Here is a 14,603-nt window from a genome sequence, read left to right as displayed (position 1 = left end):
GGAGTGAGTGAGCAGTGAGACTCGAGCAAGGCCAGATGTTGCCACCACGCGCGGCGCTGATGTTACGCCTTCATTACGCGCTGGTACTGCTGATTGTACTGCTGGGCATCTGCGCCTGGCTGCCTGAGGCTCAGGGCCGCCTGTTGCTGGCGCGCGGCGTCAATCTGCTTACTGCGCTGTATCTGTGGCAGTTGGCGGGCCTGTACATGGCGCCGGTATTTACGCCAGCCAGCGGCCCGGATGCGGCGGAGGACGGCGGCGCCGCGCCGGGCCTGGGCCTGGCGCTGAGTATTCCGCTGCTTGCCGCAGCGGCCGCAGTATTCATGCCCCTGGCGGCGGGTGCGGTGGTACTGTTGCTGGCGTCCGTGTTGCTGGCCGGCATTGAACACCTGCCTTCCCAGCGCCGTCTCTGGCCGGTGCCCTGGCTGGCCGCCCGGCGCCAGCAGACACAGCTGTTGGTGGTGGCTCTTGCCAGCGCGGCAGTCGCGGTCTGGTCTGTGGGGCAGGTTTATTAGCAGGTTTATCAGTAGAACAAGTCTGTCACGAGACACACGGGGCCGGTGATGGCAGTGTGATAGCATCCATGGGGTGCTGTTCAGGTTTCCTTGGGGGGGAACGTGGTGAAATGCAGTCGGTGAAAAACATACCAGGTGTTCTGTTGTCAGGCGCGTTGGCATCTTGGCTGTTGCTGTCGGCTTCGGCCCATGGCGACATGGGAAGTGGCGTTGACACCGCAGAGCGTGCGCATGTCTGGCATCTGATCACTGATCGAGACAATATCCAGGTATTCCTGCGCAAGCATGAAGACAGCCGCATGCGATCTTTTCGTGGGGTCATGGTGATGCCCGTGGAGGATTTTTCTGCCATCGGGGCGCAGCTGAACGATTACGCGTTTATTGCCAGCTGGATGCACATGGTGTCGGAGATTACCGAGATAAGGCGGCGCACGGCACAGGACAGGGACGTCCATGTGACCACTTTCCTGCCCTGGCCGGTGAGCAACCGGGATGTGGCGTTGCTTATCAGGCTTCACCAAAGCGCTGACGACCACACCGTGAACGTGCGCTATCGGGCGCTGGAAGGGGACATGCCGTTAGTGCCGGGATATGTGCGTATGCCCGAGATGACAGGGCACCTTCGTTTTGAACCGCTGGAGGCGCCGGATGTGCGCGTCACGTTTGAGGTGGTCGTTGATCCGGGCGGTTTTATTCCTGCCTGGCTGGGCAATCTCATTCTGCGGGATATTCCGTATTTTTCACTGCAGCGGCTGAGCCGAATGATCAACCAGCCGGCCTATCAATGGCAGGATAATGGCCTGGTCACGGCACCGCCTGCCTGGCCGGCCGCGCAGGGGCAGGCTGCTCGGCCGGACCCCTGAGCGGCCATACGTTGCCTACTGTTTCAGTGGACTGCCGGGCCCGAGTAATGCCCAGATGATCAGGCCCAATACGGGCAGGAGTACGACCAGCACAATCCAGAGGATCTTTTCTCCCGTGCTGGCGCCGGAGCGTGCAATCAATACGATGGCGTAGACCACCAACGCCAGAACGATCAGACCCAGAATATTTGTCATGATGCCACCTCCCTGAATGCGTCAGATCCAGACTACTGCGTCCTACGCGTGCCTGTCTGTCATGGGAAGTAAAAAGATGTCATCGGAAAGTGGTGCCCCGGAGACGATTTGAACGTCCGACCTAGCGCTTAGGAGGCGCTTGCTCTATCCAACTGAGCTACCGGGGCAGGGAGGCAGTGCGATGGCAGCAGAGGCCAATCACAGAGCCCGGCTGCAGGGGTCAATTGTAGAGCCTTGGGGGATTTGTGCCACCCCCGGTGGGCACACGTTACTGATGTCCGGTCTGATAGTGTTGCCGGTGGTGTTATGCACAGTACGGTTGCAAGCTGGCCTTGCAGGTTCCTTACTTCACAGATTGATGGCGAGACACATGCCCGGACATTCCTCCACTGGCTCATCTGAAACGAATGCTGTCGACGCGCACTCGCCTGAGCCTGCCGGTCACTCCGTGCGGACGCCCTGGCTATCGGTAATCGTGCCGGTGCGTAACGAGGCGCAGCGGCTTGGTGCTACCCTCATGCCATTGCAGGCCTGGCGTGCCCGGGGAGTGGAAGTGCTGGTGGTAGATGGCGGCAGTGATGATGGCAGCCCGGTTCACGCAATGGAGCTCGCCGACCGTGTTCTGCATGCTGCCCCCGGACGGGCGCTGCAGATGAATCGTGGCGCGCAAGCCGCCCGGGGCCACTGGCTGTGGTTTCTCCATGCCGACACCGGTGTGACGGCGCAACACCTGAACGCCTTGCAGACGTTGCCAGACGATGCCTGCTGGGGTTTTTTTCGTGTGCGCATGTCTACGCCTGGCGTCCTGTTGCGCTGCGTCGCCGGGCTGATGAACCTGCGCTCCCGAAGCACAGGCGTGGCCACCGGTGATCAGGGGATTGTCGTCAAGCGCTGCGTGCTTCATGACACCGGCGGCTATCCGTCACTGCCGCTCATGGAAGACGTCGCGCTGAGCAAGTTGTTGCGCGCGCAGGCCGTGCCCCGGGTGTTGGGGCCGCCACTCACCGTGGACAGCCGGCGCTGGGAGCAGCAGGGTGTCTGGCGCACCATCATACTGATGTGGTGGCTGCGGTGGCGCTACTGGCGCGGTGAGGACCCGCATCGGCTCCATGCGTTGTATTATGGCCGTTCTGCCTCGCAGCGTCGGCGACCTCATCGAGACCTGACGGATGACTGACAGTGCAACACGCAGCACCACATCCTCGGCAGTGATTCTGCTGAGCAAGGGGTTCGAGCGGGGCAGGGCGAAAACCCGGCTGATACCGACCCTGGGCCCTGACGGCGCGCTGGCTGTGCATCAGGGGCTGGTTCAGCGTGCGCTGCAGACCTGTTCTCCCGGGGATCGTTCTGGTGATGCGTGGGATCTGCGCTGCCATGTGGACGGTGATCCGACGCCGTTGAGGGCGTGCCTTCCGCCTGGCCAGCAGGCGACATGGCTGCCGCAGGCGTCCGGTGACCTGGGGTGGCGGATGCAGAGTGCCCTGGCGAGCGCACACGCCGCAGGATACCGGTACCTGGTACTGGTGGGCAGCGATTGCCCGGCCCTGACCCGTGAGGATCTGGGGCAGGCCCTGGCGGCGTTGGCGCACAACGATTTTGTGCTCGCTCCGGCAGAAGATGGCGGCTACGTGTTACTCGGCAGCGCACAGCCATCCGCCTGGCTTGGCGCGCCGGTGTTCAGCGGTGCGCGGTTCGGCGGCCGACACGCGCTGGCTGATAGCCTGGCTGCCCTCACGCCACGGGGGCGGGTTGCCCGGCTTGCAGTGCGCTGGGACGTGGATGATATCGCTGATGTCGAGCGAGCGCGGGAGGCCGGATTGTTGCAACCCGCTGATAAATGAATGCTGTAACGAACAACGCTACGCCAGATGGGCCCGGGAGAAATGCATGAACACTGCAGAAGTGCTTGATCACGCCCTGGTGGCGGAACTGCGCGATATCATGGGGACCGAGTTCCCGATGCTGGTGCAGGCGTACCTGCGCGATGCCAGCGCCCGCCTGGATGAGCTCAGGGGCCTGGCCTCGGAGGGCACTGGCTCTGCCGGGGCCCAGGGAGAAGGTGAGGCGCTGCGCCGTGCAGCCCATACCCTGAAAGGCAGCAGCAGTAACCTGGGCGCCGTCCGGGTTGCCGCCTTGTGTGCAGCGCTTGAGAACGGCCTGGTCGGTGCAGATGAGGGGACGGCCCAGGCCGCTAGCGAGGTTGACCGTCTGATTGAGGCACTCGAAAGCGCAGTCGCTGAAGCGTCTGATGCGCTGGATGCCCTGGTGAACGGGGATCGCGGCTAGGATAGCAGGCAAAAAAAACCCCTCTCCAAAGTGGGGGGAGAGGGGGGGTTGTGAGCGCTATCTTTCATAGCGCCTTGGGGGGATCGCGCGCTGGGCTGAGACTCAACAACCAGCGACTTGATGTATAAATAATGCTACGCGGGGCGGCCGGAACAAGCTGTTAAATCAAGCTGGGATAATGTTAAGAGATGCGCCTCAAATGCGGCGAAATGTAATTGTGGTGCTGTGTCGCAGGCGATAAAGACGAAGATTGTGCGGGCACTTGCGGGGTTTGCCGGGCGTGCGGCGCTGATGTCGTGCGAGTTTGCCGATCAGTCTTGTAAGACATGTCTTACATAGCGTGTAGGATAAAGCTGTTTTTTACCGGTATGCGGGTTGCTTTTACAGCATTTTATTTTCATAACTTCATGATTTTAAATAAAAAAACCGAAGCATGCGAAGAAAGGATGAGTGAAAAGCGCGTGTAGACCCCTCAAATGCGGCATCAGGCCTTGATATGATGCTCGTGTGTCGCAGGGAATGCAGTGCACAAGGATCTGCAAAGGACAGCAGACAAGGATGTTACGGTGAGCGCAAGACGGGTAAGGAACACTCGAAAAAGGGCGGCAGGATGCCGCCCTTTTACTTTTGTGCAGAGCCTGTTTTTGCAAAGCCTGGTTTAGCGCGCCAGCTTTTCTCGCTTGTTCGGCACACCATCCCACTCTTCAGCGTCCGGCATGGCATCCTTCATTTCAGTGATGTTCGGCCAGGTTTCCGCCAGCTCCGCATTGATCTCCAGAAACTCTTTCTGATCGTCCGGCAGTTCATCTTCCGAGAAGATGGCATTCACCGGGCATTCCGGTTCACACAGCGCGCAATCGATGCACTCGTCAGGGTGAATGACGAGGAAGTTGGGGCCTTCATAAAAGCAATCCACCGGGCACACTTCCACGCAGTCCGTGTGTTTGCAGTTGATGCAGTTCTCGCCTACTACGAATGTCATAGCCAGTCCTCGTGGTGTGCTTTCTCCGGGCGGCGGTAGTCTAGCCAGTTCCCCAGCCGCTGAACACCCCCAGTTAATGGCGCCAGTTTACCCGATTGCCGCAATGAAGGAATTGACCCGAGAGAGGCGGCTGGGCAGCCCTGTCAGGTCAGGTGTTGTTTTAGAAGCCAGGCGCGCCGGGGCACGCCTGGCACGCTAGGGCTGCACCAGCTTCTTGAGCTGGTATAGCAGGTCCAGCGCTGCCCGCGGGGTGAGGCTGTCCGGATCAGCATCTCGCAGCGCCCGCTCAGCGGGCGACGGCCCGCTGGCAAACATATCCGGCTGCTGCGGCGCCGCCGCGCCCACGGCACGGGGCGAGACCGGCACTGTACCACCCGGCATCGCATGGCCTTCCAGTGCTGTCAGTTTTTCCCGCGCGTTGGCGATCACCACGCCGGGCACGCCGGCCAGTTGCGCCACCTGCAAGCCGTAACTGCGGCTGGCCGGCCCTTCCTGCACGCGATGCAGGAAGACGATGTTATCGCCATGCTCGCTGGCGGACAGGTGCGCATTGAAAACTCCGGGCAGTTCCTGCTCCAGCTGGGTCAGCTCAAAATAGTGTGTCGCAAACAGGGTAAAGGCCCCCAGCGACGTGGCCAGGTGGTGCACCGCCGCCCAGGCCAGGGCCAGACCATCGAAGGTGCTGGTGCCCCGGCCGATCTCATCCATCAACACCAGCGATTCCTGCGTGGCGTGGTTGAGAATGTTCGCGGTTTCCGCCATTTCCACCATGAAGGTGGAGCGCCCCCCGGCCAGATCATCCGACGAACCGATACGGGTAAAGATGCGATCCAGCGGCCCGATGCGCGCACTGGCGGCGGGCACGCCACAGCCGATATGCGCCATCAGACAGATCAGTGCGGTTTGCCGCATATAGGTGGATTTACCGCCCATGTTCGGCCCGGTGATCACCAGCATGCGCCGTTCCCGGTCCAGGTGCAGGCTGTTGGGCACAAACGCATCATCCAGCACCCGCTCCACCACCGGGTGACGACCATCGATGATTTCGATCACCGGTTCGTCCACCAGCGCTGGCGTCACGTAGCCCTGCACTTCAGCGCGCTCCGCAAAGCAACACAGCACGTCCAGCTCGGCCAGCAGCTGCGCGCTTTCCTGCAGCGGCCCGAGCGTGGCCGCCAGGGTTTCCAGCAGGCCCTCGTAAAGCCCTTTTTCCACCGCCAGCGCACGGCTGTTGGCGGACAGCGCCTTGTCCTCGAAGGTTTTCAGCTCCGGCGTAATAAAGCGTTCGGTGTTCTTCATGGTCTGACGGCGCACGTAATCGGCGGGCGCCTGCTCGGCATCGCGCCGGGACAGCTCAATGAAGTAACCATGCACCCGGTTGTATTTGACGCGCAGCGTCGCCAGGCCGGTGCGCTCGCGCTCGCGCCGCTCCATCTCCATCAGCACATCACCAGCGTTGGCGCTGATGGCGCGCAGCTCATCCAACTCGGCGTCGAAGCCGCTGGCAATGACACCGCCATCGCGAATCAGCATTGGCGGGTTCTCGATAATCGCCCGCTGCAACAGATCCGCCTCGTCGGGGAACAGCGTCAGCGCTTCTTTTAATGCGCCCAGCACCGGGTCCTGATCATCCAGTTGCGCATGCAAACGCGGCAGGGCATACAGGCTGCGCGCCAGCCGCGTGAGATCCCGGGGGCGCGCCGAACGCAGCGCCACCCGGCCGAGAATGCGCTCCATGTCGCCCACTTCTTCCAGTACCTTGCGCAACTGCTCGAACAGCCAGCCCTGCCGCAACCGCGCCACGCGTGCCTGCCGCTCTGCCAGCCGTGTGCGGTCACGCAGCGGATTGCCGATCCAGCGCCGCAGCAGACGGCTGCCCATGGCGGTCACCGTGGCATCCAGCACCCAGGCCAGGGTATGGGTGTCGCGGCCATCCAGCGTCTGCAACAGCTCCAGATTGCGCCGTGTGGCGGCATCCAGTTGAATGCCGGCGCGGGTATCTTCCCGGCGCAGGCCCCGAATATGGGGCAGGGCGGTGCGCTGCGTATCCCGGGCGTATTGCAGCATGCAGCCCGCTGCGGCGATTTCCAGCTGGGTCGGCTCACCGAACCCGCTCAAATCATGGGTGCCAAACTGCTGGCACAACAGGCGTTTCGCGGTCTCCGCATCAAACTCCCAGATCGGCCGCGACTGGGCCCCACGGCGCTCGCGCACGCCCTGAGGCAGCAATGCATCCTCGCTGTACAGCAACTCCGCCGGTTGCCAGCGTTCCAGCAGCGCCAGCAGGCTTTCATGGCCGTTGACCTGGGTGACGACCAGACGGCCCGCTGCCAGATCCAGGCTGGCCGCCGCAAAGGTCTCGCCGTGTCCGGCGATTGCGCACAACAGGTTGTCGCGGCGCTCATCCAGCAGCGCCTCATCACTGACCGTTCCCGGCGTGACAATGCGCGCTACACGGCGCTCCACCGGCCCCTTGCTGGTCGCCGGATCGCCGAACTGTTCGCAGATCACCACCGATTCGCCCAGCCGCACCAGCCGCGCCAGGTAACCCTCCGCCGCGTGATAGGGGATGCCCGCCATGGGAATCGGCGCGCCATTGGACTGCCCGCGCGCCGTCAGCGTGATATCCATCAGCCGGGCTGCTTTCTCCGCATCTCCGAAAAACAGCTCATAGAAGTCGCCCATGCGGTAGAACACCAGATGCTTGGGGTGCTCGGCCTTGATGCGCAGGTACTGCTGCATCATCGGGGTGTGCGCGCTGAGATCGTCCTTTGACATGGTTGCGAGGTCTGCCTTGTGTGCGGAAACGGGAAACATGGTCCATCGGGCGCTGGCCACCAGGGCGGCGCCGTGAAGAGGGGGAGCATAGCAAAGGCGGTGGCGATGCTCTATGCCGTGCAGGCCGCACGGCAGCTCTCAGGCGGGGGACTCCGGTAATTGCAGCGGCAGCAGCAGCGTCAGGCGCGTGCCGGTGGCCAGCGGCGCGATGTCTATGTGGCCGCCAAGCTGCCGTATCCGGCGACGCATGTTGATCAGGCCGGTGCCGTGGTGGCCCGGGTCATGGGGGAAGGGCGTGCCGTCGTTGATCACATCAATGCGCGCCTGGTGCTCGCCGCCCTCGCTGCCGGACACCTGGATGCGAGTGGCCTGGCCGTGCTTGAGGGCATTGGTAATGGCTTCCTGAAGAATGCGCAGCACGTTCAGCGCCTGTGAGGGGGTGACCCCGGTAATTTCGGGCAAGCGCGCCATCGACCAGTCGAGCGTGACCCCCATGCGCTTGAGCTGCCGTTCCAGGCGTTCGCGCAGGCCCGCCAGCGCCACCGGCAGTTCGCGGTCCTGGATATCCAGTGAGTGGATCACCAGCCGCAGATCTTCCAGCGCCTCACGGGCTGCGCGCTCTACCTGGTCGGATTTCTCCCGTTCGGACAGGGCAATGATCGAAGCGAGGTGGCCGGACAGGCCGTCGTGCAGATCGGCGGTCAGGCGTCGGCGTTCATTGCCCAGCGCCCGGCGTGCCGTTTCCCGGCGCTCTTCTGCGTGCAGGCGTTCCAGTTCGCGCTCTTGCTCGGTGAGGCGCTGGGTGAGCCAGGCGTTGACGTCATCCAGCCGGTTCAGGCTGACGCCCAGCCGCCGCATCAGAATCATGGCGATACCGATCATCAGCGCCGGGCGATAATACACCGACAGGAAAATCGGGCCGTCCAGGCGGGCGCTGATCACGGCATAGTCGTGCAAGGCGGCCAGTACCGCCAGCAGCAGCGGCAGCAGCAATAACCAGGCTTCACTGCTACGTCGGGCCATTGCGGCCCACGCCGTAATGCCCAGGCTGATCAGCGAGCCGAGAATATTCAGGGGCGCATTAACGAACATGACCAGCTGTGGTGCGGGGACAAGGTTTGACAGCCCGAGTGCAATGCAGACCAGCGGGACGATCAATGCTGTCAGCTTCAGCCAGCGGGGCGGCGGTATGCCGGCAATCAGCAGCACGATAATCACCAGTATCGCGCTGGCCGCCGAGCCGATCATGTGCAGATAAGGCATCAGATCCAGCAGGCGCGGCAGCAGGTCCCGCATCATGCCCAGATAAATGAACATGGACGTCACCAGCAGCAGGGACAGCCAGCCGAACAGGGCGTCCTGCGGGCGGTACAGCCACAGCACCAGGACGACGAGCGCCATCAGGAGCTGACCGGCGGGCACCATCAGACGCAGGTATTCCAGCAGAAATACCCGGCTGCGGTAATAGGGCGTCAGCTGCTCGGCGCTGCCCACATACATCGGTGACAGGTAAGCGGGCACCAGCCCGATGGATTGCAGCTGGATATCGATGACGTTATCGCCAGGCGTCAGCAGGCGGGCGGGCAGGGGCACCAGGGCTGTGATCCCGGAGGCCAGACCGATCATGGTGGTGCGGTGCTCGGTGTCGGCGATTTCCTCGCCGGCGAGCGTGACAATGGCGCGTTGGCTGATGGTGGGAATAAACAGGTAGCGGCCGTTGATCTCGTCCAGCGGCACGGTGATGCGGTAATGCTCCCAGTGCCCGGCTTGCCGTCTGGCGCGTGGCAGCGACACTGCCTGCCAGGTCTTGTCGTCCTGATACTGCGCCGCCTGACTCTGTGCCGCCTGATCCTGCGCTGCCTGATCTTGCGCGGTATAGAACGCCTGGGTGATCGCGGGGATATCCGGCTCGGATTGCTCCAGCCACAGCGGCATGCTGGCCAGCCAGGCCAGTAGCCCCCACAACACCCCCAGCCCCAGTTTGCGCATCACAATCGTATCAGGCCCCGTCGAGACGCTTCGTAGACCGCTTCGGAACGGTTGTTGGCGGCCAGCTTGCGATAGATATTCTTGATATGCACCGGCACCGTCTGGCGCGAGATGTTGAGCCATTCCGCCAGTTCGGCATAGGTAAAGCCCTTGGCGATGCCACGCAGGATTTCTGTCTCACGGGGCGTCAGCTGTGGGCCCTCGGGATTGACCACCGGCGTCCCCATGCGCCGCACCAGAATACGGGCAATCGAGGAGGAAATCGGCGAGTGGCCTGCGCGCAGTGACTTGATGGCCTCCACCAGTTCGATGGAATCGGCATCCTTGAGCAGATAACCCACCGCACCGGCCTCGATGGCAGAGAGCACCGTCTCGTCGTCGGCCAGCACGGAAATGACCATGGCATCCGCATCCGGGTGGCGCTGGCGCAGCATACGGATCGCCTCGATGCCGTGGCCGTCCGGCAGGTTCAGATCGGTCATCAGCAGATCCACCGGCTGCTGTGCCAGTACCGTCAGGGCGTCCTTCAAGGTGGCACACGCGGCCACCAGCTCCCCGTCCGGCCAGGCGTCAAGAATGCGGGCGAAGCGCTCGCGCAGCGGCGTATCGTCCTCCAGCAGGAGAATGCGGGGGATGGCAGCGTCAGTCATCGAGGTCTCGCCCTTGTTGGTCGTCACACACTGCCCGATCAGTGTGCGAATCAGTATACCCCCTTCATGGTATGCCCCTGCAGCACGCACGCGCCGATACTCCCTGCAAACCGATAAACCGATATTTCAATATGTGGGGGGAAGAGGCATGGCCATTCATCGATACGCCGCCTTGCTGTGGGTGGGGCTGCTGCTCAGCGCTTGTGGGGGCGGTGGCAGCAACGGAACGGCGGAGACAGACGAGGGCGAGGCGCCCTGGCAGGCGGGCCTGGTGTTGCAGGTGGGGCTGCGCGAGGACAACAGCCTGCTGGCCGAACAGGCGGCGGATGCCCTGGTCGGCTTGCTCGCCGAGCACTCGATTCATGCCGGTCATCGCGTCGTGCGTACGCACTGCCCGCGCGGTACCGGGCTGGGCGGCACCCGGGCCTGTTTCGATATCTGGGTGCGCATTGCCATGTCGGCACCCTTCCAGGCCTACCGGCTGGCGACATTGCGCGAGGTGGTGGCCTCAGAGCAGTTGGCGGCGCGGCTCGCGGATCACGAAGCACTGCAGGAGATTACCTTCGTAGACCAGAAAGGCACCCTGGCCCCGCAATACGCCATGTTGTTCGCGCTGCGCGGTATGTCCGCAATCACCGAAGAGGAATGGCTGGCGATGTCGGCGATGCCACGCATGGCCACCAGCAGCAGCGACGAGGGGGCGGAGCTGCAGCGCGTGCCCGAACTGATCTGGAAGAACCCGATCACGACCACCACCAAGAACGAAGGCTATCAGCAGCGCGTGCTGGCACCCGGTTACCACGAAGGCAGTGGTGTGGGCACCAAGGTGCTCACCGGCCTCAGCGCACGGGTATCGAAAGGTGGCCTGACGTGCCTGCGGGGCGTCTTCCACGACCTGGCCACCTTCAATGGCGACAGCGGCCATTTCGGCAACGTCATGGACGTGGTCACCTCGGGTGATTGCTCCTCGACCGAACGTGAGGTGCAGCTGGATACCAGCCAGGTCGCGGTCGGCATGAACATGAAAGTCAGCGACAACAACGTCAAGGCGCTGGGCCTGGCCTGGGGCAACCCGACGGTGTGGATCCGGGATGACAAGGACCACTTTCCCGACTTTCTGCTGAATGTCGACGGCAAGAAAAACGTCGCGCAGAACGGCACCTCCTCGGGTACCTGGGCCCCGGATGCATTTTATCTGGATGAAAGCTGGCCCTACGTGATTGTCGGGGTCGAGGCGCGCACCACAAACAGCAAGGTGTCTGGCCTGACCCTGCATCTGGGCTACCTGAGCTCGCCCGCACCGGACAAGAGCGATTTCTGGTACGGGCACACGATTGAGACGATCGAGCAGGCGGCTACCGACATTCTGAACCAGGTCTATCCCGTGCTGGCGACGGAGATGAACTTTGAACTCTATCCGGATTGTGCCTCGACGATCGGTCACATTCGCTTCTGCGGGAATCTGGGGGCGAAAGATTCCTACTCCGAAAATATCCTGGCGGGTTGGGCTGACGTCGCAATCTGTGAAACCGAATATGGTCTGTGTATGGGAACGGTGGGTATTTTCGATCCGGGGACCTGCAAGAAAGAACGCAATAAATGCTACGACAGCATGACCCTCAACGTGACCGGCTCTGCCGAAGTGGATATCCGCAACGTCAAGGGCCTGGCAGGCACGCACTTTGCCGGCACCGAGATTCCCTACCTGTCGAGCGGTCCGAGTCTCAGCATCGAGACCAGGGCCATCGTGGAGGACGGTCTGGCGTCCGATGCCTACTGGCGGCTGCAGCAGGACCCCGGCATCGTCGTTTCCGATACCACCACCATCAGGACCGACAAGCTCAAGTTCCGGATTCGCGCCAAGGTGGACGGCACGCAATGTGTGCCCGGCGAGTCTGGTGCCTTGTTCCTCACGGTGTCCGCCATCGACGTGATTGATCTGGGCGTCTGGGACATCGACGGCTTTATCGGCGACGTGCTCGGGGTGGTGGATGATTCGCTGGCCTGGCTGGGTGAGAGCCTGGATGACCTGTTTCAGGTGCCGAGCCTGCAGAACGAATATGAAAAGCTGCTGGACGACATGACCGATATGTTGACCGGTGAGCTGAACGTCATGCTCGCCGACATACCGATACTGTCGTGCGAATGATTTTGGGGGGAATGAAAATGAAAAATCAAAAAGGCATGACGCTGCTGGCGGCGAGTCTGGCGATGCTGCTGTCCGCGTGCGGTGGCAGTTCCGGCAACAGCACCGGCGACGCGACAGAAGAACACCCGACGCAGGCCGGTATGGTCCTGACGGTCGGTCTGAGCGAGGATGACGCCGCATTGCTGGCCCAGGTGGAAGATGACATCGTGGACCGGCTGGGGCGTGCCCTGATTCCTGCCACGGTGCGCTCCCAGCGCATTCATTGCCCCGCCGGCTTCGATGAGGACGAACACACCCGCGTGTGCCACGACCTGAAAGTGAGCGTGCCGGTGGTGGTCGATGCCTTGCGCGCGCAACGCTTGAGGATGCTGGTGGACGGGCAGCAATTGTTGCGTGATCTGGAGGCCAGCGAGACCTTCCCGGACGTCGTCTGGTCCGAGACCGACGCGCTGCCGCTGTCACCGGGCGTGACGTTTGTCGACACCAGCGCGCTGGTCTGGGGGGAGCAGGTTGGCTTGCTGTTTGCGCTACGCAATGGCCTGGCCTGGCACGAGCCGGCACCGGCACTGTTTTCGAAGCATGCCGTCCAGAGCCTGTCCACAACGACTCTGGCCACAACGAGTCCGACCACCACCAGCGTCGCCTCGGATCGCGCGGTACTGGACGAGCCGTTGATGTGGCGCCATCCCAGGACCATCCAGGTCAAGAACGCAGGCTATCAGCAGCGTGTGCTGGCGCCGGGCTACAGTGCCGGGGAGAACGCTGGCGATGACACCGGCTACTGGGTGCTGGACGGCCTGTCCGCCCGCGTCGGCAACGACAAATTGCGTTGCCTGCGCGCACGCTTTGTCGATCTGCGTGATCTGGCCAATACCCGTATCGTGGAATCGCCGCAGGATTGTGGTTCCGTAACACGACAGGTGTCACTGGATGCCGAAAGCACGCACCGGGTTGCGGCGGGTGTGCAGATGAAAGTGAGCAGTAACGATGTGGTCGGTCTGGGGCTGGCCTGGGGTGAGCTGGCCACGGAAGTGGATGTGCTGGCCCCGGAGTTTCTGCTGGACACCGCCAAAAGCCACGTCAAGCACGACGGCAAGAAAGACGGCACCTTCAACCCGGACCCGTTCAAGCAGCTCAACGGCCACTGGCCCTACGTCATCATCGGCGTTGAGGCCCGGACGACGGACAGCAAGGTCTCCGGGCTGACGCTGCATGTGGCGGAACTGACCTCCACGCCGCCCGCCCCTGATGGACTCTGGCCCATGCCGCAGACCGCCTGGTCCGGCTACCGGGTGGACGAGATCGAAGCGGCGGTGACGGCGGCCATGGCGGAGGCGTTCGGCCAGTTGGCAGACCCGGATACCGGCCTGTATTTCGAGAGCTTCCCGCCCCCCGTGTGCGCACCGGGCTCGTCGCAGATGGCGCATATCGACCCCTGCGACCAGTTCTATGCGATGTACAGCGAATCCAGCAACGAGACGCGCCAGGAATGTGAAGACGGGTGTTCGCTGGCCAAAGGTTACTGTGATGCCCTGGTGCTGGACTGCGAGACACAAAACCTGCTGACGCCGGGCGTGTCCTGCGCGCACCCCTGTGAGGACGACGTGGACATGTGCTACGAATCCTGTGCCTGGCCGCAACCCTCTCATACGGCAAAGCTCAATATCGTCTCCCTGCACGGGCTTGAGCGCATGCAGATGACGCGCTCGAGCATGCCGTTCATGACTCAGGGCATGGTGACCGGCATGGATACCCTGGGCGACCTGCACCAGGGCCTCACCGCCATGGTGGTGTGGGAACTCTGCCGCACCAGCGGCGGCCAGGCCTACTGCGAATCCGGCATGTCGCCACTGTCGTCGCAAGCCACCACCGTGAGAATGCGCAGCCGCCTGACCGCCGACGGCGCCGACTGCACTGCCGGGGCGAGACCGGCCGTGCGGCTGGACCTGTCACTGGACTTCGGCCATTGGGGCGCCTGGGATGTCGAGGCGTTCGCGGAAGACGTGGCGCAGCAGGCCGGCATGTCGTTCGACTGGGCTGTGGAGACGCTGGAGGAGTTGATCCGCGTCAACTGGCAGGACGAGCTGGTCCTCGCCGGGCAGCACATCTCGCAGGCGCTCAGCGCCGCCATGCAGGAACAGTTTGATGTCGAGCCATTGCTGCCTTGCAATGGTTGAGCGAGCAAACGCTTCAGGC

The 14,603-nt window shown here is 62.8% G+C and carries 12 protein-coding genes and 1 tRNA gene; 7 read left to right on the top strand and 6 right to left on the bottom strand.

The annotated features are described in order from the left end of the window. The first annotated feature begins 14 nt into the window (after positions 1–14). Together K8B33_RS04265 and K8B33_RS04260 are read left to right on the top strand one after the other, a co-directional pair. A complete protein-coding gene (locus tag K8B33_RS04265) occupies positions 15–515 on the top strand; it encodes a hypothetical protein (RefSeq protein ID WP_223423687.1) in 501 nt (166 codons plus the stop codon). Between the two features lie 119 nt (positions 516–634). Beyond that, positions 635–1,378: an SRPBCC family protein gene (locus K8B33_RS04260; protein ID WP_223423685.1), complete on the top strand. Its 744-nt coding sequence runs from the start codon at positions 635–637 to the stop codon at positions 1,376–1,378. Positions 1,379–1,393: 15 nt separating this feature from the next. Here K8B33_RS04260 and K8B33_RS04255 read toward each other — a convergent pair whose 3' ends face one another. Together K8B33_RS04255 and K8B33_RS04250 are read right to left on the bottom strand one after the other, a co-directional pair. Next, complete coding sequence (locus K8B33_RS04255; RefSeq protein ID WP_223423682.1) at positions 1,394–1,573, bottom strand: PLDc N-terminal domain-containing protein; 180 nt, start codon at positions 1,571–1,573, stop codon at positions 1,394–1,396. A 90-nt stretch (positions 1,574–1,663) separates the two neighbouring features. After that, positions 1,664–1,740: transfer RNA gene (locus K8B33_RS04250), tRNA-Arg, on the bottom strand. A 203-nt stretch (positions 1,741–1,943) separates the two neighbouring features. Here K8B33_RS04250 and K8B33_RS04245 point away from each other — a divergent pair. Genes K8B33_RS04245 through K8B33_RS04235 form a run of 3 tightly spaced genes read left to right on the top strand, consistent with a single transcriptional unit; the run spans position 1,944 to position 3,859 of the window. Next, positions 1,944–2,750 (top strand): TIGR04283 family arsenosugar biosynthesis glycosyltransferase, encoded by an 807-nt coding sequence (locus tag K8B33_RS04245; protein WP_223423680.1) that lies wholly within the window; start codon positions 1,944–1,946, stop codon positions 2,748–2,750. Next, complete coding sequence (locus tag K8B33_RS04240; RefSeq protein ID WP_223423678.1) at positions 2,743–3,414, top strand: TIGR04282 family arsenosugar biosynthesis glycosyltransferase; 672 nt, start codon at positions 2,743–2,745, stop codon at positions 3,412–3,414. Before K8B33_RS04245 ends, K8B33_RS04240 begins: the two co-directional genes overlap by 8 nt. A gap of 46 nt (positions 3,415–3,460) precedes the next feature. Further along, positions 3,461–3,859 (top strand): Hpt domain-containing protein, encoded by a 399-nt coding sequence (locus K8B33_RS04235; RefSeq protein ID WP_223423676.1) that lies wholly within the window; start codon positions 3,461–3,463, stop codon positions 3,857–3,859. A 658-nt stretch (positions 3,860–4,517) separates the two neighbouring features. On the opposite strand, the gene fdxA is transcribed toward K8B33_RS04235, so the two are convergent. The 4 genes from fdxA to K8B33_RS04215 form a co-directional block, all read right to left on the bottom strand. Next, entirely contained in the window at positions 4,518–4,841 is a 324-nt protein-coding gene (fdxA, locus tag K8B33_RS04230) for a ferredoxin FdxA (protein WP_223423673.1), read from the bottom strand. A 195-nt stretch (positions 4,842–5,036) separates the two neighbouring features. Next, positions 5,037–7,619: a DNA mismatch repair protein MutS gene (mutS, locus tag K8B33_RS04225; protein WP_223423671.1), complete on the bottom strand. Its 2,583-nt coding sequence runs from the start codon at positions 7,617–7,619 to the stop codon at positions 5,037–5,039. 138 nt (positions 7,620–7,757) lie between these two features. Further along, a complete protein-coding gene (locus K8B33_RS04220) occupies positions 7,758–9,608 on the bottom strand; it encodes a sensor histidine kinase (protein ID WP_223424500.1) in 1,851 nt (616 codons plus the stop codon). After that, a complete protein-coding gene (locus K8B33_RS04215; RefSeq protein ID WP_223423668.1) occupies positions 9,608–10,258 on the bottom strand; it encodes a response regulator in 651 nt (216 codons plus the stop codon). The genes K8B33_RS04220 and K8B33_RS04215 overlap by 1 nt, the downstream gene beginning before the upstream one ends. Before the next feature lie 148 nt (positions 10,259–10,406). Here K8B33_RS04215 and K8B33_RS04210 point away from each other — a divergent pair, with 148 nt between their 5' ends. After that, complete coding sequence (locus K8B33_RS04210) at positions 10,407–12,407, top strand: hypothetical protein (RefSeq protein ID WP_223423666.1); 2,001 nt, start codon at positions 10,407–10,409, stop codon at positions 12,405–12,407. A gap of 17 nt (positions 12,408–12,424) precedes the next feature. After that, complete coding sequence (locus K8B33_RS04205; protein WP_223423663.1) at positions 12,425–14,584, top strand: hypothetical protein; 2,160 nt, start codon at positions 12,425–12,427, stop codon at positions 14,582–14,584. Positions 14,585–14,603 lie beyond the last annotated feature (19 nt).

The organism is Alcanivorax limicola (assembly GCF_019931215.1).
In the GTDB taxonomy this organism is placed as follows: Bacteria; Pseudomonadota; Gammaproteobacteria; order Pseudomonadales; family Alcanivoracaceae; genus Isoalcanivorax; species Isoalcanivorax limicola.
This window is presented reverse-complemented; position numbering and strand designations above follow the sequence as displayed.

What these genes read in the sequence shown, in the direction of transcription:
- K8B33_RS04255 (WP_223423682.1), bottom strand. Translation starts at nt 1,573, where the DNA reads ATGACAAATATTCTGGGTCTGATCGTTCTGGCGTTGGTGGTCTACGCC.
- K8B33_RS04245 (WP_223423680.1), top strand. Translation starts at nt 1,944, where the DNA reads ATGCCCGGACATTCCTCCACTGGCTCATCTGAAACGAATGCTGTCGAC.
- K8B33_RS04240 (WP_223423678.1), top strand. Translation starts at nt 2,743, where the DNA reads ATGACTGACAGTGCAACACGCAGCACCACATCCTCGGCAGTGATTCTG.
- K8B33_RS04235 (WP_223423676.1), top strand. Translation starts at nt 3,461, where the DNA reads ATGAACACTGCAGAAGTGCTTGATCACGCCCTGGTGGCGGAACTGCGC.
- fdxA (WP_223423673.1), bottom strand. Translation starts at nt 4,841, where the DNA reads ATGACATTCGTAGTAGGCGAGAACTGCATCAACTGCAAACACACGGAC.
- mutS (WP_223423671.1), bottom strand. Translation starts at nt 7,619, where the DNA reads ATGTCAAAGGACGATCTCAGCGCGCACACCCCGATGATGCAGCAGTAC.
- K8B33_RS04220 (WP_223424500.1), bottom strand. Translation starts at nt 9,608, where the DNA reads ATGCGCAAACTGGGGCTGGGGGTGTTGTGGGGGCTACTGGCCTGGCTG.
- K8B33_RS04215 (WP_223423668.1), bottom strand. Translation starts at nt 10,258, where the DNA reads ATGACTGACGCTGCCATCCCCCGCATTCTCCTGCTGGAGGACGATACG.
- K8B33_RS04210 (WP_223423666.1), top strand. Translation starts at nt 10,407, where the DNA reads ATGGCCATTCATCGATACGCCGCCTTGCTGTGGGTGGGGCTGCTGCTC.
- K8B33_RS04205 (WP_223423663.1), top strand. Translation starts at nt 12,425, where the DNA reads ATGAAAAATCAAAAAGGCATGACGCTGCTGGCGGCGAGTCTGGCGATG.